This window comes from Micromonospora mangrovicola (assembly GCF_047200535.1).
In the GTDB taxonomy this organism is placed as follows: domain Bacteria; phylum Actinomycetota; class Actinomycetes; order Mycobacteriales; family Micromonosporaceae; genus Micromonospora.
In genome coordinates, this window is sequence record NZ_JBJZOG010000099.1 from 1 (window position 1) to 23,136 (window position 23,136).

Annotated in this window: 21 protein-coding genes; 12 read left to right on the plus strand and 9 right to left on the minus strand. The window is 73.8% G+C overall.

Translation table 11 applies throughout. The annotated features are described in order from the left end of the window. Positions 1–618: potassium channel family protein (locus ACL02O_RS27720; RefSeq protein WP_412821110.1), on the plus strand; the 618-nt coding region annotated here is incomplete at its 5' end. Here the strand turns inward: ACL02O_RS27720 and ACL02O_RS27725 are convergent. Both ACL02O_RS27725 and ACL02O_RS27730 read right to left on the minus strand, forming a co-directional pair. Next, complete coding sequence (locus tag ACL02O_RS27725) at positions 578–1,486, minus strand: hypothetical protein (protein WP_412821111.1); 909 nt, start codon at positions 1,484–1,486, stop codon at positions 578–580. The genes ACL02O_RS27720 and ACL02O_RS27725 overlap by 41 nt on opposite strands. A 45-nt stretch (positions 1,487–1,531) precedes the next feature. After that, positions 1,532–2,053: a VOC family protein gene (locus ACL02O_RS27730; protein ID WP_412821112.1), complete on the minus strand. Its 522-nt coding sequence runs from the start codon at positions 2,051–2,053 to the stop codon at positions 1,532–1,534. Between the two features lie 50 nt (positions 2,054–2,103). Between ACL02O_RS27730 and ACL02O_RS27735 the strand changes: the two genes are divergently transcribed. Both ACL02O_RS27735 and ACL02O_RS27740 read left to right on the plus strand, forming a co-directional pair. Then, positions 2,104–2,565: a MarR family winged helix-turn-helix transcriptional regulator gene (locus tag ACL02O_RS27735; protein ID WP_412821113.1), complete on the plus strand. Its 462-nt coding sequence runs from the start codon at positions 2,104–2,106 to the stop codon at positions 2,563–2,565. Positions 2,566–2,622: 57 nt separating this feature from the next. Next, entirely contained in the window at positions 2,623–4,215 is a 1,593-nt protein-coding gene (locus ACL02O_RS27740; protein ID WP_412821114.1) for a tetratricopeptide repeat protein, read from the plus strand. A gap of 3 nt (positions 4,216–4,218) precedes the next feature. On the opposite strand, the gene ACL02O_RS27745 is transcribed toward ACL02O_RS27740, so the two are convergent. Together ACL02O_RS27745 and ACL02O_RS27750 are read right to left on the minus strand one after the other, a co-directional pair. Further along, entirely contained in the window at positions 4,219–5,619 is a 1,401-nt protein-coding gene (locus ACL02O_RS27745) for a sensor histidine kinase (protein WP_412821128.1), read from the minus strand. A gap of 65 nt (positions 5,620–5,684) precedes the next feature. After that, positions 5,685–6,341 carry a response regulator transcription factor gene (locus ACL02O_RS27750; RefSeq protein WP_412821115.1) on the minus strand — a complete coding sequence of 219 codons (657 nt, stop codon included), beginning with the start codon at positions 6,339–6,341 and terminating at the stop codon, positions 5,685–5,687. Positions 6,342–6,436: 95 nt separating this feature from the next. Between ACL02O_RS27750 and ACL02O_RS27755 the strand changes: the two genes are divergently transcribed. Next, positions 6,437–7,582, plus strand: coding sequence for a LolA family protein (locus ACL02O_RS27755; RefSeq protein WP_412821116.1), 1,146 nt, complete (start codon positions 6,437–6,439; stop codon positions 7,580–7,582). Positions 7,583–7,873: 291 nt separating this feature from the next. Further along, positions 7,874–10,093: a HelD family protein gene (locus tag ACL02O_RS27760; protein ID WP_412821129.1), complete on the plus strand. Its 2,220-nt coding sequence runs from the start codon at positions 7,874–7,876 to the stop codon at positions 10,091–10,093. Between the two features lie 53 nt (positions 10,094–10,146). Here ACL02O_RS27760 and ACL02O_RS27765 read toward each other — a convergent pair whose 3' ends face one another. Then, positions 10,147–10,569 (minus strand): hypothetical protein, encoded by a 423-nt coding sequence (locus ACL02O_RS27765; protein WP_412821117.1) that lies wholly within the window; start codon positions 10,567–10,569, stop codon positions 10,147–10,149. A gap of 332 nt (positions 10,570–10,901) precedes the next feature. Between ACL02O_RS27765 and ACL02O_RS27770 the strand changes: the two genes are divergently transcribed. After that, on the plus strand, positions 10,902–11,237 hold the full coding sequence (locus ACL02O_RS27770) for a hypothetical protein (protein WP_412821118.1): 336 nt from the start codon (positions 10,902–10,904) through the stop codon (positions 11,235–11,237). A 101-nt stretch (positions 11,238–11,338) separates the two neighbouring features. Here ACL02O_RS27770 and ACL02O_RS27775 read toward each other — a convergent pair whose 3' ends face one another. The 4 genes from ACL02O_RS27775 to ACL02O_RS27790 form a co-directional block, all read right to left on the minus strand. Beyond that, positions 11,339–12,304, minus strand: coding sequence for a sporulation protein (locus tag ACL02O_RS27775; RefSeq protein ID WP_412821119.1), 966 nt, complete (start codon positions 12,302–12,304; stop codon positions 11,339–11,341). A gap of 134 nt (positions 12,305–12,438) precedes the next feature. Continuing rightward, on the minus strand, positions 12,439–12,579 hold the full coding sequence (locus ACL02O_RS27780; RefSeq protein ID WP_412821120.1) for a hypothetical protein: 141 nt from the start codon (positions 12,577–12,579) through the stop codon (positions 12,439–12,441). A 168-nt stretch (positions 12,580–12,747) separates the two neighbouring features. Continuing rightward, a complete protein-coding gene (locus tag ACL02O_RS27785) occupies positions 12,748–13,524 on the minus strand; it encodes a DeoR/GlpR family DNA-binding transcription regulator (protein ID WP_412821121.1) in 777 nt (258 codons plus the stop codon). A gap of 40 nt (positions 13,525–13,564) precedes the next feature. Further along, complete coding sequence (locus tag ACL02O_RS27790; RefSeq protein ID WP_412821122.1) at positions 13,565–15,586, minus strand: beta-galactosidase; 2,022 nt, start codon at positions 15,584–15,586, stop codon at positions 13,565–13,567. Positions 15,587–15,866: 280 nt separating this feature from the next. Here ACL02O_RS27790 and ACL02O_RS27795 point away from each other — a divergent pair, with 280 nt between their 5' ends. The 6 genes from ACL02O_RS27795 (at position 15,867) to ACL02O_RS27820 (ending at position 23,125) form a co-directional block, all read left to right on the plus strand. Continuing rightward, a complete protein-coding gene (locus ACL02O_RS27795; RefSeq protein WP_412821123.1) occupies positions 15,867–17,195 on the plus strand; it encodes an ABC transporter substrate-binding protein in 1,329 nt (442 codons plus the stop codon). Positions 17,196–17,217: 22 nt separating this feature from the next. Beyond that, entirely contained in the window at positions 17,218–18,174 is a 957-nt protein-coding gene (locus tag ACL02O_RS27800) for a carbohydrate ABC transporter permease (protein ID WP_412821124.1), read from the plus strand. Then, on the plus strand, positions 18,171–19,082 hold the full coding sequence (locus tag ACL02O_RS27805; protein ID WP_412821125.1) for a carbohydrate ABC transporter permease: 912 nt from the start codon (positions 18,171–18,173) through the stop codon (positions 19,080–19,082). The genes ACL02O_RS27800 and ACL02O_RS27805 overlap by 4 nt, the downstream gene beginning before the upstream one ends. Then, positions 19,079–21,292 carry an alpha-galactosidase gene (locus ACL02O_RS27810; protein ID WP_412821126.1) on the plus strand — a complete coding sequence of 738 codons (2,214 nt, stop codon included), beginning with the start codon at positions 19,079–19,081 and terminating at the stop codon, positions 21,290–21,292. Before ACL02O_RS27805 ends, ACL02O_RS27810 begins: the two co-directional genes overlap by 4 nt. Before the next feature lie 183 nt (positions 21,293–21,475). Continuing rightward, a complete protein-coding gene (locus ACL02O_RS27815; protein WP_412821130.1) occupies positions 21,476–21,868 on the plus strand; it encodes a YciI family protein in 393 nt (130 codons plus the stop codon). Between the two features lie 66 nt (positions 21,869–21,934). Further along, positions 21,935–23,125, plus strand: a complete 1,191-nt coding sequence (locus ACL02O_RS27820) for an RNA polymerase sigma factor (protein ID WP_412821127.1) — start codon at positions 21,935–21,937, stop codon at positions 23,123–23,125. Positions 23,126–23,136 lie beyond the last annotated feature (11 nt).

The window sequence follows — 23,136 nt, forward strand, 5'->3', positions numbered from 1 at the left end:
GGTGGATCCACCGGCACCCCGCTCGACGTCCGGCCCCGGGCGCGGCTTCGCGGTTCCGCCGCCGGGGCCGCCCCCGGGACGGAGAATCGCGGCGTGGCCAACGAGTCCTTCCGGCGGGAACGGCGACGGGCTGCCGCGGCCATCGCGCTGCTGCTCGTCGCCTACTTCGCCGTCCCCATGGAACCGGACCCGAACGGGCTTCGGCTGGCCCTGCGTTCGCTCGGCACTCTGGTGCTGGTGCTCGTCGTGGCGTTCCTGGTCACCGGTCAGGTACGCCGCCAACTCGCCGTCGAGCAGCCCACCGGTGACGCGGAGATCCGGGCGCTGCTCCGGCTCGCCGTCGCGCTGATCGCCGGACTGCTGGTCTTCGCGCTCGCCGACTACGTGGTGGCGAACAGCCGCCCGGGCGAGTTCAGCGGGCTGCGCACGCGGATCGACGCGCTCTACTTCGCCCTCACCACGCTGACCACCGTCGGCTACGGCGACGTGCACGCCCAGGGGCAGATCGCCCGGGTGGTGGTCTGCGCACAGATGGTCTTCAGCATCGGGGTGATCGCCACCGGCGCGTCCATCGTGGTCAGGCAGATGACCCAGCGTCCCGGGGCGAGGCGAGGCTGATCAGCACGTCGCCGCCGAGCCGGCCGTGCTCGGGCTCGCGGGTCACCGCGCCGGACGCGAGCAGCGAGGTCAGCGCCCGGTTCGCGTCGGCGGCCCGGTAGACCGTCGAGGTGGCCGCGAAGCGGCGCAGCTCGGCGACCGTGCGCGGGCCGGAGCGGGTGAGTTCGGCGAGCAGTTCGCGGCGCAGCGGGCCGGGTTCCGGTTCCAGGGTGATGGCGAGCAGCCGCCCCGCCGGGTCGGCCGGGTCGCGGTAGCGGACGCCGGCGTACTCGTCGACCGCCCAGAGCGCGTCCTTGAGAGCTTCGAGGCTCTTGTCCGAACCGGTGGCGTACGCCAGCAGCCGGGCCGGTCCACCGTCCGTGGGGATCAGCTCCACCTCGGTGACCAGCGGGAACCCGGCTGCGGTCAGGGCCGGCCGGGCCGGCCGGCCGGGCGCGGTGACCAGCAGCAGCTCGGCCGGCCGTCCGGTGGCCACGGCGGCCAGCAGGGCCGGGTCGGCCGCGCCGCCGTGGACCACGGCCAGCAGCGGTGCGCCGGCCGCGCCGGCGGCCTTGAGCACCACCGGCAGCCGGTCCGGGTGGCCGGGCACCACGTGCACGGCAACGTCCGCCGGCAGGGCGGCCTCGGCCGCGCCGAGCCGGGTCGGCAGCTCCGCGCCGCCGTCGGCGAGCACCAGCACGGTCAGCCGCCGGCCGCGCAGCCGGTCGGCGAACTCGGCCACCACCCGCAGCGCGGCCTCCGCGTCGCCGGTGTCGGCCCCGGCGTACGCGAGGGCCAGGGTGGCCCGCCGGGAGCGGTGCAACGCTCCCGGGAGCCAGTGGTCGAGCTGCCGGACGAGCAGCTCGCGCAGGACGGCGTCGGTCGACATGCTGCCGTTCTACCGCATCGGCGCGGTGGCCGGTGCGGTGGTGCGTCAGGCGGGGACGGAGATGCCCACCCCGCCGCGGGTCTGGCCGCCGTAGCGCTGCCGCTCCCGGTCGAGGTCGAGCCGGCCGATCCGCTTGCGGGCGGCGAGGGCGTCCTCGTCGAGCAGGTCGGCGGGGACGATCCAGACGATCTCGAACTCCAGCCCGTCCGGATCCTGACCGTAGAGGCTCTTGGTGGTGCCGTGGTCGGAGGCGCCGACGAGGGCGCCGGCCGCGGACAGCCGCTCGGCGGTGGCGGCCAGCTCGTCCAGGGTGTCGAGCTCCCAGGCCAGGTGGTAGAGGCCGACGGTGGCCCGGCCGGCCGGCGACGGGCCGGCGGCGGCGCCGATCTCGAAGAGGCCGAGGTCGTGGTCGTTGGTGGAGCCGGCCGCCTGGAGGAAGGCAGCGCCCCGGAACCCGTCCGGCGTCATCGCCACCGGACGGAAGCCCAGCACGTCGCGGTAGAAGGCGACGCTGCGCTCGAGGTTGCGGACGTAGAGCACGGCGTGGTTGAGCCGGTGGATTCCCATGCCACCGACGGTACCCCGGTTTGGTTGAGCGTTCAACAACATGAACTATGATGGGCGTCATGACCCGGTGGCTGGACCCCGACGAACAACGGACCTGGCGCGCGTTCCTCGCCGCCAGCCGGGCACTGATGGACGCCCTCGACCGTGAGCTGCAACGCGACGCCGGCATGCCGCACGCCTACTACGAGATCCTGGTCCGGCTCTCCGAGGCCCCCGACCGGCGGATGCGGATGAGCGAGCTGGCCGACGCCACCGGCTCCTCGCGCAGCCGGCTCTCGCACGCCGTCTCGCGCCTGGAGGCGGCCGGCTGGGTCCGCCGGGAAGACTGCCCCACCGACCGCCGCGGCCAGATCGCCGTACTCACCGGCGCCGGCTTCAGCACCCTCGCCGCCGCCGCGCCCGGCCACGTCGAGGGGGTACGCCGGCACCTCTTCGACGCGCTGAGCCCCGCCCAGGTGGACCAGCTCCGACGGATCAGCGAGACCCTGGCCGACCATCTGACCGGATCCTGACCAATCTGATCCACGCCGGGGGTTGTACTTACCGTCGTCGAATGAGCACGATGGGGCGTGTCCTCCGGCTTCGGCGAACTGACTGTCCAGGCGCACCACCTGGTGTCCGAAGGCGACCTCGCCGGTGCCCAGCAGTTGCTCGCCGAAGCGCTCACCGACGCCGATCCGCGTCCCGCCAACGCCTCCCCCGAACTGGCCGACGCCGCCGGCCTCCAGGCCCGGGTGCTGGTCGCCCTCGGCGAGCCGCACACCGCCCGCGGCTGGGCCGCCTTCGCGTACGCGGCGGCCACCCGGCTGTACGGCCGCTCGGACGACCGCACCGTCACCGCCGCCGCCACCCTCGCCGCCGTACTGCACCGGGTCGGCAGCGACGCCCGGGCCGCCCGGCTCTACTCCGACATCATCATCGAGCTGACCGCGCGGGACGGCCCCGAGTCGCGGCGGGTGCTGGCCGCGCACGCCGACCTGGCCACCGTGGAGTACGCCCGGGGCCAGTGCGCGGTCGCCCGGGACCGCCTCCAGGACGCCTGGGAGCTGCACCGGGAGGTGTACGGCGACGGCCACCCCAGCGGCATCAAGATGCTGGCCAAGCTCGGCGCGATGGAGCGTGACTGCGGCCGGTACGCGGACTCCCACGAGCACCTGGCGCTCGCCGAGGAGCTGTGCTCGCTGCACCTGGCCGCCGACGACCCGCTCGCCACGCAGGTCGCCACCCTGGCCCGGGCCGCCGCCGACCCGGACCACGTCTGCGCCGGACCCGAGCCACCGGCCCGGGAGACGCCCGTGGTGCCGGCCGCCCGGGTCCCCCCGACCGCCGAGGGCCCGCCGGAGCCGCCGCCGCACGACCCGCCGGACCGCGGCGACGAGGATCCGCCGGAGCTGCTGCCGCTCTACCACCCGCCGGAGCGCACCGCCGAGCCGGCCGAGGCGGCGCACGTGCCGAACCCGCGTACGCCCCCGGACGCCGACGACGACCTCGCCGGGCCGGTCGACGACTTTTGGCCGCCGGCGGAACAGCCCCTCGACGACCCGGCCGCCGGGGAGAGCGCCCTGCCGCCGACCGTGGTCGGGCTGACCGGGGAGGAGCCGGCCGGCGTACGCCGGGTGCCCGGGACCGCCGAACCCGAACCGCCGTCGGGCTACCTGCCGGTGCACGTGCCCCGCCCGCCGGCACCCGAGGGCCGGACCACCCCGTGGCTGCCGCTGGTGGTCGCCGGGGTGATCGTCGCCCTGCTGCTCGGCACCATCGCGGTGGTGGCCGGGGTGTCCCGGGTGGACCGGGCGCGGGGCACGCCGACGCCGGCCCTGACCACCGGTGCGCCGCCCAGCGGCACCCCCGCCCCGCCCACCGGCACGCCGGACGCCGCCCCCGCCTCCGCGGGCGCCCCGCCCGGCCGGGTCCGGCTCACCGACCGGCGGGACAGCATCCTGCTGAGCTGGTCCTACCCGGCCGGCGCGGAAGGGCCGGTGGTCATCGCCGGGGGCCGCTCCCGGGACACTCAGCACACCTTCGAGGAGCTGCCCGCGGGCACCGACAGCTATATCGCGTACGGGCTGAGCCGCACCCAGGACTACTGCTTCACCATCGCCGTGGTCTGGTCCACCGACACGGTCGCCCGGGCCGCGCCGGTCTGCACCCGGCGGGGCTGACGCTCAACCCTCCTCGGGCTCGGGCTCGACCAACGCCGGCAGCCGTACGTCCACCCGCAGCCCGCACCGGCCGGGCGCGGCGTCGACCAGCTCGACCGTGCCGCCGGCCCGGCGGACCAGCTCCCGCACGATGGCCAGGCCGAGACCGGCGCCGCCGTCGTCCCGCGCCCGCGCGTCGTCCAGGCGGGTGAACCGCTCGAAGACCCGCTCCCGGTCGGCCGCCGGGATGCCCGGCCCGTCGTCGGTCACGGTCACCAGGTGGTACGCCCGCTCCCCCGTCCCCCGCTGCCGGGGCACCGGCGGGTCCGGGTGCGGGCCGGTGACCGCCAGCGACACCTCGCCGCGGGCGTGCCGCAGCGCGTTGTCCACCAGGTTGGTCAGCACCCGGCGCAGCTCCCCCGGATCCCCCTCGGTCCACACCGGCCCGGGCGGCGGCACCACCCGCACCGGCGGGGACGGGTACCGGTCGGCCACCGCGCGCAGCAGCTCACCCAGCTCCACCGGCCCGGCGGTGCGCGGCGGCCTGCCCGGCCGGCTCGGCTCCTCGTCGAGACGGGCCAGCAGCAGCAGGTCGTTGACCAGCCGGCCGAGCCGTGCGGTGTCGGCGAGCAGGTCGTCGGCCACCGCCGGCCAGTCCGTCGCGTCGCCCAGCCGCCGGCTCACCTCCAGCTCGGTCCGCATGTTGGTCAGCGGGCTGCGCAGCTCGTGCGCCGCGTCGGCGACGAACGCCCGCTGCCGTGCCCGGGCGGCGGCCAGCCGGTCCAGCATGTCGTTGAGGGTGACCGCCAGCCGCTGGATCTCGTCCCGGGCCGCCGGTACGGGCAGCCGCCCCGGACCGGCCCGGTCGGTGATCTCGGCGGCGCCCCGGCGCAGCGCCTCCACCGGTCGCAGCGTGGCGCCGACCACCCGCCAGGCGACCACGGCCAGCCCGGCGACCAGCGGCGGGAAGCCCACCAGCAGCATGGCCCGGACCACGTGCAGGCTGTGCCGGACGTCGGTCATCGACTTGGCGACCAGCACGGTGAGCGGGTCGGCCGGGCTGCCCGCCGGCACGGTCACCACCCGCACCGGGCCGGTCAGCCCGACCCGCCGCCCGTCCACCACCAGGCGCTGGCGCCCGCCGGCGCGGAGCTGGTCGGCGCGCAGCATCGGCACCAGCCGGTCGGCGTCGATGGAGGCGGCGCGGATCCGCGCCTGCCCGTCCACCACCTGTACCCGCAGCTGCCCGCCGGCCACCGGCAGCGGATCGGGCAGGGCCTCGGAGTCGGCGAGCAGCGCCACCGCGTCCGCGGTCCGGAACGCCTCGGCGTCGACCGTGCGCTGCAACGTCCAGCCGAGCGCGCCGAGCAGCAGCGCGCCGCCGAGCGCGAGCCCGACGCTCAGCCCGGCCACCCCGATGAGCATCAGCCGCACCCGCAGCCCGAGAGTCGGCAGCCAGCGGCGCCGGCCGGTCGCGCGCCGCGGGCCGGTCATGTGGCGAGCCGGTAGCCGGCGCCCCGGACGGTCTCCAGCCGGTCCCGGCCGATCTTGCGGCGCAGGTAGCCGACGTAGACCTCGACCGCGTTCGGCGCGGTGTCGAGGCTGGCGTCCCAGACGTGGTCCAGCAGTTCGGTCTTGGAGACCACCTGACCGGCCCGGCGCATCAGGTAGTCGAGCAGGGCGTACTCCCGGGCGGTCAGGGCCACCTCGGCGTCGGCCCGGGTCACCCGCCGCCGCGCCGGGTCCAGCCGCAGATCGCCGACGGCCAGCACGGCCGGACGTTGCGGCGCGCCCCGGCGCAGCAGCGCCCGCAGCCGGGCCAGCAGCACCACGTACGAGAACGGCTTGGTGAGGTAGTCGTCCGCCCCGCAGTCCAGCCCGTCGGCCTGGTCGTACTCGCCGTCCTTGGCCGACAGCATGAGCACCGGCAGCCAGTGCTCCTCGGCGCGCAGCCGGCGCACCACCTCGTACCCGGAGAGGCCGGGCAGCATCACGTCGAGGATCATCGCGTCGTACTCGCCGTGCCGGGCGGCGTCCAGGCCGGCCGGCCCGGTGGACTCGACGTCCACCGCGAAACCCTCCGCCGCCAGGCCCCGGCGCAGCGCCGCCGCGAGCCGCGACTCGTCCTCCACCACCAGCAACCGCACCCGTCCAGGGTGCCACCAGGTGACACCCCCTAGGGATTCTCCTCAGCCCGCTCACAGCGGCCGGGGCGCAGCATTACGGTCAGGAGGTGTCCACCATGTCCGTACTGAAGAACCGCGCCGTGCTGCGGTGGCTGGTCCCGGTGACCGCGGGGGTCGCCGTGATCGGCGGCGGGGCCGCCATCGGCACGTTCGCCGCCACCGCCGAGCCGGCCCTACCACCGCGTACCGCCGCGCAGCTGCTGGAAGACCTGCGGACGTCCCGCCTCGACGGGCTCTCCGGCACCGTGGTGCAGCGCGCCGACCTCGGGCTGCCGCCCCTGGCCAACCTGGCCGGGATGGCCGGCGGCGATGAGCTGACCAGCCTGATCACCGGCACCCACACGCTGCGGGTCTGGTACGCGGGCCCGGACCGGCAGCGGCTGGCCCTGGTCGACACGCTCGGCGAGCGGGACGTGCTGCGCAACGGCCGCGACCTGTGGACGTGGAGCAGCCGGACCAACACCGCGTCGCACCGCACGCTGCCGGCCGGCGACGCGGACGTGCCGTCCGCGCCGGCCACCCCGGCCGACGCCGCCGACCGGGCCCTCGCGGCGATCGACCCGAGCACCGCGGTCACCGTCGGCCGCTCCGCCACGGTGGCCGGGCGCAGCGCGTACGAGCTGGTGCTCACCCCGCGCGACGCCGCGTCCCTGGTGCACCAGGTCCGCATCGCGCTGGACGCGAAGGAGCACGTGCCGCTGCGCTTCGAGGTGCTCGCCGACGGTGCCGACGAGCCGGCCTTCGAGGTGGCCTTCACCCAGGTGGACTTCCGCACGCCCGACGCGGACCAGTTCCGGTTCAACCCGCCGGCCGGGGTGAGCGTGACCGAGGAGAAGGTCGACGGGCGGGGGCCGGTCGGGAAGCACCTGCCGGACGCCGACCGGAAGGACGGCTCGGAGGTGCGGACCGTCGGGACCGGCTGGACCACGGTGTTGGTGGCGCGGCTCGACAAGGTCGGTCCGGCCGGCGGGGCCGACGCCGCGACGCCGCCGCGGGAGCCGGGCCGCGGCGGGCCGGCGACCGGGCCGGGCCCGGGTGCCGACGTGGCGGGGCTGCTGGGGGCGCTGCCGAAGGTGAGTGGGGACTGGGGCAGCGGCCGGCTGCTCACCTCGAAGCTGTTCAGCGTGCTGCTCACCGACGACGGGCGGGTGCTGGCCGGGCTGGTCACCCCGGAGCGGCTCTACCAGGTGGCCCGGGGCTGACCGACTGATCGGGACCCGTCGGGGGTCCGGCCGGCGACCGCCGGCCGGGCCCCCGAATGCTGTGGTCAGGGGTGCGGGGCGGTGTGACGTGATCGCGGGCGGCCGGACCGGCTTGGTCCGGGGGTGGGCCACGCGGTATGTTTCTCAGTTCAAACACAAAAAGGAATGGCCTCAGAAAGCCATTCCTGCGCTTATTTTAGGCAACGAGGAGCCGGCTTGTCAACGCACTCCGACGTATCGGCTGAGCTGCACCAGGACGACGAGATCGGTCGCGAGCAGGAGTACGTCTCGATGCTCTACGACCGGCTGGACGGGCTGCGCGACCAGGCCGCCCGACGGCTCGACGACGAGCTGCGGGCCACCGGCGGCACGTTGCAGGCCCGCTCCCAGCGTGACTCCGCCGTCGGGATGTACGCCGACCAGGTCGAGCAGTACTCCGCGGTGGAGAGCGGCCTCTGCTTCGGCCGGCTCGACGGCGACGACGGCTCCCGCCGCTACATCGGCCGGATCGGCATCTTCGACTCCGGCGGCGACTACGACCCGCTGCTGATGGACTGGCGCGCCCCCGCCGCCCGGGCGTTCTACCTGGCCACCGCCGCCAACCCGCAGGGCGTACGCCGACGCCGGCACCTGCGTACCCGGGACCGGAAGGTCACCGGCCTCAACGACGAGGTGCTGGACATCGCCACCGCCTCCCCCACCGCGCACGAGGAGCTGACCGGCGAGGCGTCGCTGCTCGCCGCGCTGAACGCCGGGCGTACCGGCCGGATGCGCGACATCGTGGAGACCATCCAGGCGGAGCAGGACCGGATCATCCGCGCCGACCTGCCGGGCGTCATGGTGGTGCAGGGCGGCCCCGGCACCGGCAAGACCGCCGTGGCGTTGCACCGGGCCGCGTACCTGCTCTACACGCACCGGGAGCAGCTCTCCACCCGGGGCGTGCTGCTGGTCGGCCCGAACGCCACCTTCCTGCGCTACATCTCCCAGGTGCTCCCGGCGCTGGCCGAGACCGGCGTGCTGCTGCGTACCCAGGCGGACCTCTTCCCGGGGGTGAGCGCCCGGCGCACCGAGCCGGCGGAGACCGCCGCGCTGAAGGGTCGGGCGGTGCTGGCCGAGGTGCTGGCGAACGCCGTCCGGGACCGGCAGTGGGTGCCGGACGAGCCGCTGGAGATCGAGCTGCCGCAGCGGGAGATCCTCACCCTGGACCCGGCGGTCGTCCGGCAGGCCCGGGAGCGGGCCCGCCGCTCGCAGCGCCCGCACAACCTGGCCCGCGCGCTGTTCGACATCGAGATCGTGCACGCGCTCGCCGCCCAGGTCGCCGAGCGGATCGGCGCCGACCCGCTCGGCGGGGAGAACCTGCTCTCCGAGGCCGACGTCGCGGAGATCCGCCGGGAGCTGCGGGAGGAGCCCGAGATCCGCGCCACGCTGGACGAGCTGTGGCCGGTGCTCACCCCGCAGCGCCTGCTCGCCGACCTGTACGCCTCGGCGGAGCGGATCGCCACCGCCGCGCCGATGCTCACCGACGCCGAGCGGGCGCTGCTGCACCGCGAGCCGGGCGGCTGGACGCCGGCCGACGTGCCGCTGCTGGACGAGGCGGCCGAGCTGCTCGGCGAGGACGAGCGGGCCGCCGTGGCCCGCCGCGAGCGGCTGCGCGCCCTGGAACGCGAGTACGCCGAGGGCGTGCTGGAGATCTGGCGCGGTTCCCGCTCCATCGACGTCGAGGACGAGGCCGACGGCGGCGAGATCCTCGGCGTCACCGACCTGATCGACGCCGACCGGCTGTCGGAACGGCAGGAGGACGCCGAGCGGCTGACCACCGCGCAGCGGGCCGCCGCCGACCGGGGCTGGGCGTTCGGGCACGTCATCGTCGACGAGGCGCAGGAGCTGTCGCCGATGGCGTGGCGGCTGCTGATGCGCCGCTGCCCGGGCCGGTCGATGACGATCGTCGGGGACGTGGCGCAGACCGGCGCGCTCTCCGGCACGCCGTCCTGGGCCGAGGCGCTCGAACCGTATGTGGCGGACCGGTGGCGGCTGGAGGAGCTGACCGTCAGCTACCGCACCCCGGCCGAGATCATGGCGGTCGCCGCCGACGTGCTCACCGCGATCGACCCGGCGCTGCGCCCGCCCCGCTCGGTACGCGCCAGCGGTGTGCCGCCGTGGGACCGTACCGTCGGGGCGGACCGGCTCGGTGCGGAGCTGGTCGAGGCGACGGCGCGGGAGGCGGCCGGGCTGGCCGACGGGCGGCTCGGGGTGATCGTGCCGACCGGGCGGGTGGCCGAGCTGGGCGCGGCGGTGGTCGCCGCGCTGCCGGAGGCCGCGGTCGGCGAGCAGCCCGAGCTGGCGAACCGGGTGGTGGTGCTCACCACCGAGCAGGCCAAGGGGCTGGAGTTCGACTCGGTGCTGGTGGTCGAGCCGGCGCGGATTGTCGCCGAGTCCCCGCGCGGGCACAGCGACCTCTACGTGGCCCTCACCCGCGCCACCCAACGCCTCGGCATCCTCCGCACCGCCTGAACCCCGCCCCGCCCCGCCCCCTGACCGGGGCGGGGCGGACGGGGTCGGTCCGGTCAGCCCGGGTTGGCGCCCTCGTCGGTGAAGTTGCCGACCTGGCTGCCGCTGGCCGAGGCGTCGCTCGTCGAGCCGCCGGCCGGGGTGCTCATGCCACCGGTGGTGGCGTCGCCGGTGGTGGTCGGCGCGACCGTGCCCCGATGCCGTTCCGGCTGTCGGGCCAACCGCCGGGCGCTGGCCGGCCCCGCGGTGCCGCCGGTCGTGGTGACCGCACCCTGACCCCCGGTCGGGCCGCCGTCGCGGAGCACGTTCGCGTCCACCGCGATGTGCGCCGGGTCGTCCGGGTCCTCCTCCTGGATCACCCGCGTCACGTCGGTCTGCGGCACGGTGACCTCGTCGAGCGCGCCCTCGCCGTACACGCCGCCGGCGACCCGCTCCTCGGCCCGGCGGGCGGCGTCCTGCCGCATGTCGTCCTCACGCACGTCAACCACCTCGCAGATCTCTCGGGATCCTCCGTGCGTGCCCGACGACCGGCGGCCCAAACCGTCCCCCGGGGGCGCCGGTCGCGCGTCCCGTTCGTGCCCGGATGTCCGACCCCCGGACGGGCCACCCGGGGCTGCTCCTATTCGGCCGGGGGCCGGCGTTACCTCTCGGGAGGGCCCGGGTAGACGGTGGGTGCCCCCGCCATGAACGCGAACCGTGCCGTGGCCGACACGCGGTAGCGGGGCGAGGGAGTGCAGGGAACGACTCATCAAATCCTGAGGAGGACCAGATGAGCACGCAGGCTGCATCCACCAGGCCCATGAATCGACCGATGCAGGACGTCTCAAACCGGGCGGCCATGCAGGAGAGCCCGACCCGTCCGATGCCGATGGCGCACGACGGTCACCGGGAGCAGATGCCGTCGCCGGGCACCGAGACCAAGCAGGCGTTCCTCACTACCGAGTTCTGGGTGTACGCCGCCGCTGTCGCGGTCGTCGTGATCGCCGCGTTCTGGCGTGGTCCGGCCATCGACGGACTGAACATCAACAACCCGAACGCGGCTTGGTGGTACCTGACCGCCCTGACCGGCGCCTACCTGCTGAGCCGCGGCCTGTCCAAGGCCGGCAGCGCGCGCCGGTCCGGAGCCGAGCGCCGGGCCGGTCGCTGACCCGCGCCCGACCTGAAAAGCACGACGGTGGCCTCGGGGGGAACGCCCCGGGGCCACCGCCGTCGCGTCGTCCCGAGCCCACACCGGAACGGGGTGGACTCCTACTCGAAGTCGCCGCCGAAGTCGTCGAAGTCGCCCTCGAACGCCTCCTCGATCAGCTCGCCGGCGACCAGGCCGCCCGCGACACCGAGCGCGGCGCCCGCCACCATGCCGCCCACGCCCGAGCCGGGCCGGCCGTGGTGGCCGTAGCCGTGGCCGTGCGGGGCGCCGAAGCCGTGGGCGCGCAGGTTGCCGTAGCGGGAGGTGGTCTCGCGCAGCCAGCCGTCCACCACCTGGACCCAGTCGGTCCGGTCGGCGTCGCCGTGCGGCACCGCGTACCGACCGAAGGCGTCGTGGCCGGCGCTGAGGAAGCCGCCGCGCTTGTCGCACTCCAGGATCACGTCGACGCCCCGCTGGTTGGTCACGAAGGTCAGCTCGACCTCGTTGATCACCTGCGCGTACTGGGGCGCGGCGAAGAACTCTATCTCCTGGTAGAACGGCAGCGTCTGCTGCACGCCGTGGATGTGGCCGCGCTCCAGGTCGGCGTGCTTGAACCGGAACCCGAGCGCCTGGAAGGCGTCGAGGATCCGTTCGTGGATCGGCAGCGGGTGGACCGCCACGTGGTCCAGGTCGCTCTTGTCCACCGCCCGGGCCACCGCCAGCTCGGTGCGCAGCCCCATCGTCATGCCGTGCAGCCGCTGGCCGTACACGTCGGTGACCGGGGTCTCCCACGGCACCGCGAGCTGGAACGGGATGGACAGTTGCTGCTTCGGGGCCAGTTCGAACGGCCCGCTCACCGGCATCCGGTGGAACTCCATGACGCCCGCGTACTCGGTGTCGCCGCCCTCGATCTCCACCCGGGTGACCAGGCCGACGGCGATGTGCTCGATGCTGGCCGGCGCGTCTCCGCCGATCAGGTTCACGTGCCCGTCCAGGGCCAGGCCGGGCCGGGTGTTCGGGTTGGTCAGCACCGTGTCGACGCTCGGGCCGCCCACGCCGAACGCGCTCAGCATCTTCTTGAAGACCATCGCCACTCCCGCTTTTACCGTCAGCACGCTCCACGGTGGAGCGTTCGGGCCACAAAGGGCACCCTAACCTGGGCGGCTGTGAAGTGCCTGAAAGCGGCTCCGCCCAGTTCGGCCCTCCGGCGTTCCGGACGCGGTCACGGCCGCGACCGAGCCGCGGCGACGAGTCGGGTGAGGATGTCCCGCCACCGCTGGAACATCAGCAGGTGGCCGCCGTCCGGGACCTCGGTCAGGTGCGCGTCGGGAAGCCGCGCGGCGACGTGGCGGGCCGCCGCCACCGGGACGGTCGGATCCGCGGCCGCGCCAGAGTTCGACGTGGGACCGGATGTCGGCGAGATCGAACCCCCAGGGTTGCCGGTAGAGCCGCAGTTCACCGGCGGTCGCGGCGCCGTCGCGCCAGCGCGGGGATCGGGCGGCGCCGAGCCCGTGGCGTCTAGGCGGGTGAGTCAGTCGGCGTCGACGACGATCAGCTCGCCGACCTGCTCGCCGATCTGGCGGCGCGCCTCGGCCGGCAGGCCACCGTCGGTGATCAGCACGTCCGCCTCGTCCAGCGGCGCGATGGTGGCGATGCCGATGGTCTCCCACTTGGTGTGGTCGGCGAGCACGACCAGCCGCCGGGCGGCCCCGATCAACCGCTTGTTGACCGCCGCCTCCAGCAGGTTGGGGGTGGTGAACCCGGTCCGCGGACTCATCCCGTGCACGCCGAGGAAGAGCAGGTCGACGTTGAGCGCGCCGATGGCCGCCTCGGCCACCGGCCCGGTCAACGCGTCCGACGGCGTACGGATGCCGCCGGTGAGCACGACGGTCTGGTCCGGGCGGGGGTTCTGGTAGAGCACGTCGGCGACCGGGATCGAGTTGGTGACCACGGTGAGGCCGCGCACGTCGGCGAGGCGGCCGGCGAGGGCGGCGGTGGTGGTGCCGGCGGAGAGGGCGATGGCCATGCCGGGCTCGACCAGCCCGACGGCCCGCTCCGCGATGGCCCGCTTCTCGACCTGCTGCCGGATCGACTTGGCGGCGAAGCCCGGCTCGTCGGCCGAGCCGGGGCCGGCGAGGGTCGCTCCGCCGTGGACCTTGTCGACCAGGCCCCGATCGGCGAGCACCTCGAGGTCCCGCCGGATGGTCATGTCGGACACGCCGAAGCGGCTGACCAGGTGGCTGACGCGGACACCGCCGTGCTGGCGGATCAGCTCCAGGATGGCGCTCTGCCGTTGCTGGGCGAGCATCGAACCCCTCCTCTGTGCGCACGAGGCACGGTACGCGGACTCAGGCGACCTCGGCCGCCCGGTCCCCGGGGACGGATCCCTCGCGGACCACCGCCACCTCGCCCGCCGGGACGACCAGTTCGCCGTCGCTGCGGCCGCCGCCGAGCAGCTCGGTGCCGGTGACGGCGACCCGGGCCTCGGCGTCGGTGTGGTTGATGACGAAGAGCCAGCTCGCACCGCCGGCGCCGCGGCGGCGAACCACCTCCACGCCCGCCGGGGCGGACACCGGCGGCCGGGCCCCGGACTCGGTGAGCAGCCGGGCCACGAGCCGGTCGGTGGCCGCGGCGTCGAGCCGGGTACCGACGTACCAGGCGGCGCCTTCGCCGACCGCGTGGCGGGTCAGCGCGGGCACCCCGGGCAGCGGCCCGTCGGCGTACGCGGCGAGCACCTCCGCGCCCTCGGCGTGCAGCCACTCGGTCCACACGTCGGCGGTCGCGCCGTCGTCGAGCCGCACCCGCTCACCCGCGCGGAGCGGGAAGAACTCCTCGACACGCAGCCCGAGCAGGTCCCGGAACGCGCCCGGGTAACCGCCGAGCCGGATGTGGTCGTGCTCGTCGACGATGCCGCTGAAGTAGGTCACCAGCGCCGTGCCGCCGGCCTCGACGTAGCGGCGCAGCGCCGTGGCGTCGGCGTCGCGGACCAGGTAGAGGGTGGGCGCCAGGACCAGCCGGTAGCGCGACAGGTCGGTGGACGGGTGCACCACGTCGGCGGTGACCCCGGCCCGCCAGAGCGCGCCGTGCAGGGCGGCGAGCCGGTCGGCGTAGGTGACGTCGACGCTCGGGTGGGAGTCGAGTTCGGCGCCCCACCATGCCTCGTAGTCGAACAGGATCGCCACGTCGGCGTCGACCCGGCTGCCGCGTACCTCGGCGAGGGCCTTCAGGTCGGCGCCGAGCCGGCAGACCTCGCGGTACACCTTGGTCTCCGGGCCGGCGTGCGGCACCAGCGCGGAGTGGAACTTCTCCGCCCCGGCCCGGGAGGCCCGCCACTGGAAGAAGAGCACCCCGTCGGCGCCGCGCGCCACGTGCCCGAGGCTGTTGCGGCGCAGCTGGCCGGGGGTCTTGGCGACGTTGCGCGGCTGCCAGTTGACCGCGCTGGTGGAGTGTTCCATCAGCAGCCAGGGCGCGCCGCCCGCGACGCCCCGGGTGTGGTCCGCCGCGAGGGCCAGGTTGACCTGCGGCTGCGGGTCGGCGGCGGTGAGGTAGTGGTCGTTGGCGACCAGGTCCACGTCGGCCGCCCACGAGTGGTAGTCGAGGTACTTGATGCCGGTGCCGATCATGAAGTTCGTGGTCACCGGCTGCGGGGCCAGCCGGGTCAGCAGCTCCCGCTCGGCGCGCAACTGGGCCCGCTGCTCGTCGGAGGAGAAGCGCAGGAAGTCGAGCTGCTGGGTGGGGTTGGCGAAGGTCGGCGCGGTCCGCGGCGGGTTGATCTCGGCCCAGTCGTGGTACCGCTGACTCCAGAACGCGGTGCCCCAGGCGGCGTTGAGCGTGTCGAGGTCGCCGTAGCGGTCGCGCAGCCAGCGGCGGAACGCCTCGGCGCTGACGTCGCAGTAGCAGTGCACGTTGTGGCAGCCCAACTCGTTGGAGACGTGCCACATCACCACGGCCGGGTGGTCGGCGTACCGGCCGGCGACGGCCTCGACCAGGGCGAGCGAGCGCTCCCGGAAGATCGGCGAGCTGGGGCAGTACGCCTGCCGGCCGCCGGGCCAGAGCACGGTCCCGTCGGCGCGGCGGGGCAGCGTCTCCGGGTGGCGGTGGGCCAGCCAGGGCGGTGGGCTCGCGGTGGCGGTGGCCAGGTCGACGCTGATCCCGCCGGCGTGCAGCAGGTCCAGCGCCCGGTCGAGCCAGCCGAACTCGTGGCGCCCGGGGGCGGGTTCCAGCAGGGCCCAGGAGAAGATCCCGACCGAGACCAGGTTGACCCCGGCCCGGCGCATCAGCGTGACGTCCTCGGCCCAGGTCTCCTCGGGCCACTGCTCCGGGTTGTAGTCGGCGCCGTACCAGATGCTCTCGCCGTGCCAGTTCCGCATGAGAGCAGAGCGTGCCCCCGAATGGCACTCAAGTCAACACTTTCCAACATCGACTGCCGTTCCAACGTTTACCGCCGCCCAGCCAATGTCACAACTGGGTTATCGCTGTCCGCCTGCCCTCTTGACAGCACGGAACCAAGGGGTAGCTTCAAGCGCCACCGGCTGTTTGTGTTCGGACATGTGGATTCACGGTGGATCTACGGGCCCCGGCACGAACACCGATCCCCGCCATCCATCACGGCCCTTGGGCGCAGCGCACCTCTTCCACGCAGGAGGCACAATGTCCCGTCCCCGCTCGCAAGCCGAGTACCTCGCCCGACTCGTACCCCCGTCCGTCGCCGGCCTGAACCGCCGCTCGCTGCTGGCCGGCGCGGCCGGCGCGGGCGCGCTGCTCGGCACGGGACTGCTCGCCGGCTGCGGCTCCGACTCCGGCTCCGGCGGCGACGCCAAGACCGTGTCGCTCGGCTCGAACCAGTCGGACCCGAAGCCGAAGGACGTCATCGCCAAGGTGATGGACGGCTTCAAGACGTCATCCGGGGTCACGGTCGACATCAACACCGTCGACCACAACACGTTCCAGGAGAACATCAACAACTACCTGCAGGGCAAGCCGGACGACGTGTTCACCTGGTTCGCCGGCTACCGGATGCGGTTCTTCGCCGCCAAGGGCCTGGCCGGTGACGTCAGCGACGTCTGGGGCAAGCTCTCCGGCTACTCCGACGCGTTCAAGAAGGCGTCGACCGGCGACGACGGCAAGCAGTACTTCGTGCCGGCCTCGTACTACCCGTGGGCGGTCTTCTACCGCAAGTCGGTCTGGCAGCAGCACGGCTACCAGGTGCCGAAGACGCTCGACGACCTGAACAGCCTCGGCGCGCAGATGAAGAAGGACGGCCTCAACCCGATCGCCTTCGGCGACAAGGACGGCTGGCCGGCGATGGGCACCTTCGACATCCTCAACCTGCGGATCAACGGCTACCAGTTCCACGTCGACCTGATGGCCGGCAAGGAGGCGTGGACCTCCGACAAGGTGAAGAAGGTCTTCGACACCTGGGCCGGACTGCTCCCCATCCACCAGCCCGACGCGCTCGGCCGGACCTGGCAGGAGGCCGCCCAGTCGTTGCAGCAGAAGAAGAGCGGCATGTACCTACTCGGCCTCTTCGTCGCCCAGCAGTTCAACGACGACGAGCAGGACGACCTGGACTTCTTCACCTTCCCCGAGGTCGACTCGACGATCGGCGCGAAGGCCCTGGACGCCCCGATCGACGGCTACATGATGGCCCGCAAGCCGAAGTCCGAGGCCAACGCCAAGAAGCTGCTGGAGTACCTCGGCTCGAAGGACGCCGCGAACATCACCGTGAAGAACGACCCGAGCACCCTGGTCGCCAACACCGGCGCGGACACCAGCGGCTACACCGCGCTGCAGAAGAAGGCCGCCGAGCTGGTCGGCTCGGCCACCGAGATCGCCCAGTTCCTCGACCGGGACACCCGGCCGGACTTCGCCTCGACGGTGATGATCCCGGCGCTGCAGCAGTTCATCAAGGACCCGAAGGACATCAGCGGGCTGCTGACCAGCATCGAGAACCAGAAGAAGTCAATCTTCACCAGCTGACGGCGGAAAGGGGGAGGACACCATGTCCGACCTGCCCCTGATCCAAGCGGATCGCGCCGTACCGTCGCCGGCCCCGACCACCGTCACGGGTGGTCGTGGCCGCCGGCCGCGGCTCCTCTCCCGCACCGACCGCGTGGTGATCACGCTGATGGTGCTCGTACCCCTGCTGCTGGTGGTGGCCCTGGTCTGGCTGCCGGCGGCGGCGACCGTGCTGCTTTCCGGCACGAACTGGGACGGCATCGGCCCGCTCGGCGAGATCGACTGGGTCGGGTGGAAGAACTACGACGACGTGGTGAACATCTACCCGCCGTTCGTGCCCGCGGTGCAGCACAACGTGCTCTGGCTGGCCGCGCTCTTCGTGGTGGCCACCCCGTTCGGGATGTTCCTCGCCGTGCTGCTCGACAAGGAACTGCGCGGCAGCCGGTTCTACCAGACCGCGCTCTACCTGCCGGTGGTGCTCTCGCTCGCGCTGATCGGCTTCGTCTGGCAGCTCATCTACAGCCGGGACCAGGGTCTGCTCAACGCGCTGCTCGGCGGGAACACCGACTGGTACGGCGACCCGCACGTGAACATCTGGGCGGTGCTGGTCGCGGCGGGCTGGCGGCACGTCGGCTACATCATGCTGCTCTACCTGGCCGGCCTGAAGGGCGTCGACCCGTCGCTGCGGGAGGCCGCCGCGGTGGACGGCTCCTCGGAGGCCAGCACCTTCTTCCGAGTCGTCTTCCCGGTGATGCGACCGATCAACGTCATCGTGCTGGTGGTGACGGTGATCGAGTCGCTGCGCGCGTTCGACCTGGTCTGGGTCGTCAACAAGGGACGCAACGGCCTGGAGCTGCTCTCCGCGCTGGTCACCCAGAACGTGGTGGGCGAGGCCAGCCGGATCGGCTTCGGCTCCGCCCTGGCGACGATCATGCTGGTCGTCTCCCTGGTCTTCATCACCGTCTACCTGGCCACCGTGATGCGGGAGGACAAGCGATGACCACGGCGACGCTGACCCGTGAGCCCACGGCCGCCACGCCCCGCCCGGGCCGCCGGCCGGTGCGGCCCGCCCGGGTGGTCCTGCACCTCTTCCTGGGTACGGTGGCCGTCGGCTGGCTCTTCCCGATCCTCTGGGCGGTGCTGACCTCGCTCCGGTCGTACGAGTACACCGCCAGCCACGGCTACGTCTCGCTCGGCGGCTGGACCCTCGACAACTACCTGACCGCCTGGCGGACCGCCGAGTTCGGCAAGCACTTCCTCAACTCGGTCTACATTACGGTTCCGGCGGTGCTGCTCACGCTCTTCCTCGCCTCCTGCGTGGCGTTCGTGATCGCCCGGTTCAGCTGGAAGCTCAACATCGCCCTGCTCGGCCTCTTCACCGCGGCGAACCTCCTGCCGCAGCAGGCCCTGCTGATCCCGCTGTTCCGGATGTTCACCGAGATCCCGCTGCCGGCCTGGATGAGCGACTCGGAGCTGCTCTACGACAGCTACTGGGGGCTGATCCTGGTCAACGTCGCCTTCCAGTGCGGCTTCTGCGTCTTCGTGCTGAGCAACTACATGAAGGCCCTGCCACACGAGCTGTACGAGGCGGCGATGGTCGACGGGGCGAGCATCTGGCGGCAGTACTGGCAGGTCACCATGCCGCTGTGCCGGCCGGCCCTGGCCGCCCTGGCCACGCTGGAGGTGACCTGGATCTACAACGAGTTCTTCTGGGCCACCGTGCTGATGCGCACCGGCGACAAGTTCCCGGTCACCAGCTCGCTGAACAACCTGCGCGGCGAGTTCTTCACCGACAACAACCTGGTCTCGGCCGGGTCCGTCCTGGTCGCGATCCCCACCCTGGTGATCTTCTTCCTGTTGCAGAAGCAGTTCGTCCGGGGCCTGACGCTGGGAGCCTCCAAGGGATGACGATCGTCCACCTGCGCCGCGCGCGGACCAGCCTGGTGCTCGACGCGCGCGGCCCGGGCCTGCCCCGGGTCGTGCACTGGGGCGCCGACCTCGGCCCGCTGCCCGCCGACGAGCTGCCCGTCCTGGTCGACGCCACGATCCCGCCGGTGGTGCCGAGCAGCTTCGACGCGCCCACCGTGCTGTCCCTGCTGCCCGAGGCGAGCGCCGGCTGGAGTGGCCGGCCCGGCCTGGCCGGGCACCGCGACGGCCGGGACTGGTCCACCGCCTTCCGCCTCGACGGGGTGGACGTGGTCGACGGCGGCCCGGAACCGGGCCGCGTGGCGACGGGCGGGGCGGCGGTGGGCGTACCCGACGACGAGCGCGACCACGGCGGGGCCGACGCCGCGCGGGTGACCGTGCGGGCGGCGGACCCGGGCGCGGGGTTGTCGCTGACCGTCGAGATCACCCTGGACGCGGCGGGGTTGCTGACCCTGCGGCACCGGCTGCGCAACGACGGTGACACCCGCTACGAGGTGCGGGAGTTGACCCCGGTGCTGCCGGTCCCGGCGGTCGCCACCGAGCTGCTCGACCTGACCGGCCGCTGGTGCCGGGAACGGACGCCGCAGCGGCACCCGTGGCCGATGGGCGCCTGGGTCCGCGAGGGCCGGCACGGGCGCACCGGGCACGACGCCACGCTGCTGCTGGTCGCCGGCACGCCCGGCTTCGGCTTCCGGCACGGCGAGGTGTGGGCGGTGCACACCGCGTGGAGCGGCGACCACGTCACCGTCGCCGAGCGCCGGCCGACCGGCGAGGCGACCCTCGGCGGCGGTGAGCTGCTCACCCCCGGCGAGATCGTCCTCGATTCCGGCGAGCAGTACGCCACTCCTTTGCTCTACGCGGCGCACTCCGCCACCGGTCTGGACGGGCTCAGCGACGTGCTGCACACCCACCTGCGGGCCCGCCCGCAGCACCCGCGCACCCCGCGCCCGGTGACCCTGAACGTCTGGGAGGCGGTCTACTTCGACCACGACCTGGACCGGCTCAAGGGGCTCGCCGACCGGGCCGCCGAGGTGGGCGTGGAACGCTTCGTGCTGGACGACGGCTGGTTGCAGGGCCGCCGGCACGACCGGGCCGGGCTCGGCGACTGGTGGGTGGACGACGACGTGTGGCCCGACGGGCTGCAACCGCTCATCGACCACGTCCGTGCGCGCGGGATGCAGTTCGGGCTCTGGGTCGAGCCGGAGATGGTCAACCCGGACTCGGACCTGTTCCGGGCCCACCCTGACTGGGTCCTCCAGGCACCCGGGCGGCTGCCACCGGAATGGCGGCACCAGCAGGTGCTCGACCTCGCCCATCCGGACGCGTACGCCCACCTGCTGTCCCGGTTGGACGCGGTGCTCACCGAGCACGACGGGATCGCGTACCTGAAGTGGGACCACAACCGGGACCTCACCGAGGCCGGGCACGCCGGCCGGCCCGGGGTGCACGCGCAGACCGTGGCGGTCTACCGGCTGCTCGACGAGTTGCGCGCCCGGCACCCCGGTGTGGAGATCGAGAGTTGCTCCTCCGGGGGCGCCCGGGTCGACCTCGAGATCCTGCGCCGGACCGACCGGGTCTGGGCCAGCGACTGCAACGACGCCCTGGAGCGGCTGTCAATCCAGCGCTGGACCGGCCTGCTGCTCCCGCCCGAGCTGATCGGCACCCACGTCGGACCGGAGCGTTCGCACACCACCCACCGGGTGCACGACCTGGGCTTCCGGGCGGTCACCGCGCTCTTCGGCCACCACGGCATCGAGTGGGACATCAGCGGGATCACCGCGACCGAGCGGGCCGAACTCGCCGCCTGGGTGGCGCTGCACAAACGCCTCCGTCCGCTGCTGCACTCCGGCCGGGTGGTCCGGGTGGACCATCCCGATCCGGCCGTCCAGGCGCACGGCGTGGTCGCGCAGGACCGCTCCCGCGCGGTGTACGCGGTCTCCCGGCTGGCCACCTCGGTGGCGCAGGTGCCGGGGACGGTCCGCCTACCCGGGCTGGGCCCGGCGCGGCGGTACGCCGTGCGGCTGCCCGCCGGGGTGCCGGAGCCGGCGCTGCTGGAGCTCGCGCCGCCCGGCTGGCTGGCCTCGGAGCGCGAGGTGACGCTCAGCGGATCGGTGCTCGGCTCGGTCGGGCTGCAACTGCCGGCCCTGCACCCGGAGCAGGCGCTGCTGCTGGAGGTCACCGCGGTCGGCTGAGGTTCGTCTGCCGGCTCCGGGCACGCACACTCACCCCACCGGCATCACCTGCCCACCGGACGGGCGTCAAAAAATCTTGAGAACGTTCCCGCGCGGATGTCGAGCGGCGGAGTGGCGGCTTCTACCTGAGGGTGGAAGCACCGAGAATCGGTGCTCGGACGTGAGGAGCGAACCGTGAAGTACATGCTGCTGATGCAGTTCAGCGCCGCCGGAGCCGACTTCCCGTCGATCGACACCTGGACGCCAGAGGAGATCCGGGCGCACATCGGGTTCATGGCGGAGGTCAACTCCAAGCTCGCCGCCGACGGGGAGTGGGTCCAGGGGGAGGGCCTGGGCGGGCCACAGCAGGCGCGGATCGTCCGGGCCGGGGAGAACGGCGTCCCGGTGGTCACCGAGGGGCCGTTCGCGGAGACCAAGGAGTTCCTCGCCGGCTGGTGGATCGTGGACTGCGAGACCCCGCAGCGGGCGGTCGAGATCGCCGCGCACATCTCCACCGCACCCGGCCCGGCCGGGCGACCGCTGAACATGCCGATCGAGGTGCACCCGGTGATGTCCGCTCCGTCCCAGGAGATGTGACCGCTGGTCGCCCCGGACCGCACCGTCGAGGACCTGCTGCGCGAACTGGCGCCGCAGGTCCTCGGCGTGCTCGCCCGCCGGTTCGGTGACTTCGCCACCGCCGAGGACGCGGTGCAGGAGGCGCTGCTGGACGCGGCCGTCCAGTGGCCGGCGCAGGGGCTGCCGGACAACCCGCGCGGCTGGCTCGTGCAGGTCGCGTACCGCCGGATGATCGAGCTGGTCCGGGCCGAGACGGCCCGCCGGGACCGGGAGGACCGCGCCGCGCGGCGGGAGGGCGACGACCGGCGGACCGCGCCGGCCGCGGACGAGCCGCCGGCCGGGGAACGGGACGACACCCTGATCCTGCTCTTCCTCTGCTGTCACCCGACGCTGTCCACCGCGTCGGCGATCGCGCTGACCCTGCGCGCCGTGGGCGGGTTGAGCACCGCGGAGATCGCCCGTGCCTTCCTGGTCCCCGAGGCGACCATGGCGCAGCGGATCAGCCGGGCCAAACAGCGCATCCGGTCCTCGGGGTTGCCGTTCCGGATGCCGGACGAGGGGGAACGGGAGGCGCGGCTCGCCGCCCTGCTGCACGTGCTCTACCTGATCTTCACCGAGGGCCACACCGCCAGCCTGGGCGCCGACCTGCGCCGGGTGGATCTGGCCGAGGAGGCGATCCGGCTGGCCCACAGGATGCACGCGCTGCTCCCCGACGACAGCGAGGTGGCCGGGCTGCTCGCCCTGATGCTGCTCACCGACGCACGCGCCGCCGCCCGGACCGGCCCCTCGGGCGAGTTGGTCTCCTTGGCCGACCAGGACCGCAGCCGGTGGGACGCAGCGGCGATCGCCGAGGGGACCGCGCTGGTCACCCGGGCGATGGCCCGGGGACCGGTCGGGCCGTACCAACTCCAGGCCGCCATCGCCGCGCTGCACGACGAGGCGCCGAGCGCCGAGCGGACCGACTGGCCGCAGATCCTCGCCCTCTATCAGGTGCTGGAACGGCTCGCCGGCAGCCCGGTGGTCTCGCTCAACCGCGCGGTGGCCACCGCGATGGTGCGCGGACCGGCCGCCGGGCTGGCCGCCCTGGCCGCACTGGACGGCGACCCGCGGCTGGCCGGGCACCACCGGCTCGACGCGGCCCGGGCGCACCTGCACGAGATGGCCGGCGACCGGGAGGCCGCGGTGACGCACTACCGGGCCGCCGCCGGGCGGACCACCAGCGTGCCGGAGCAGCGCTACCTGCTGATGCGGGCGGCGCGGCTGACCCACCCCGGGTGAGGCGGGCCGGG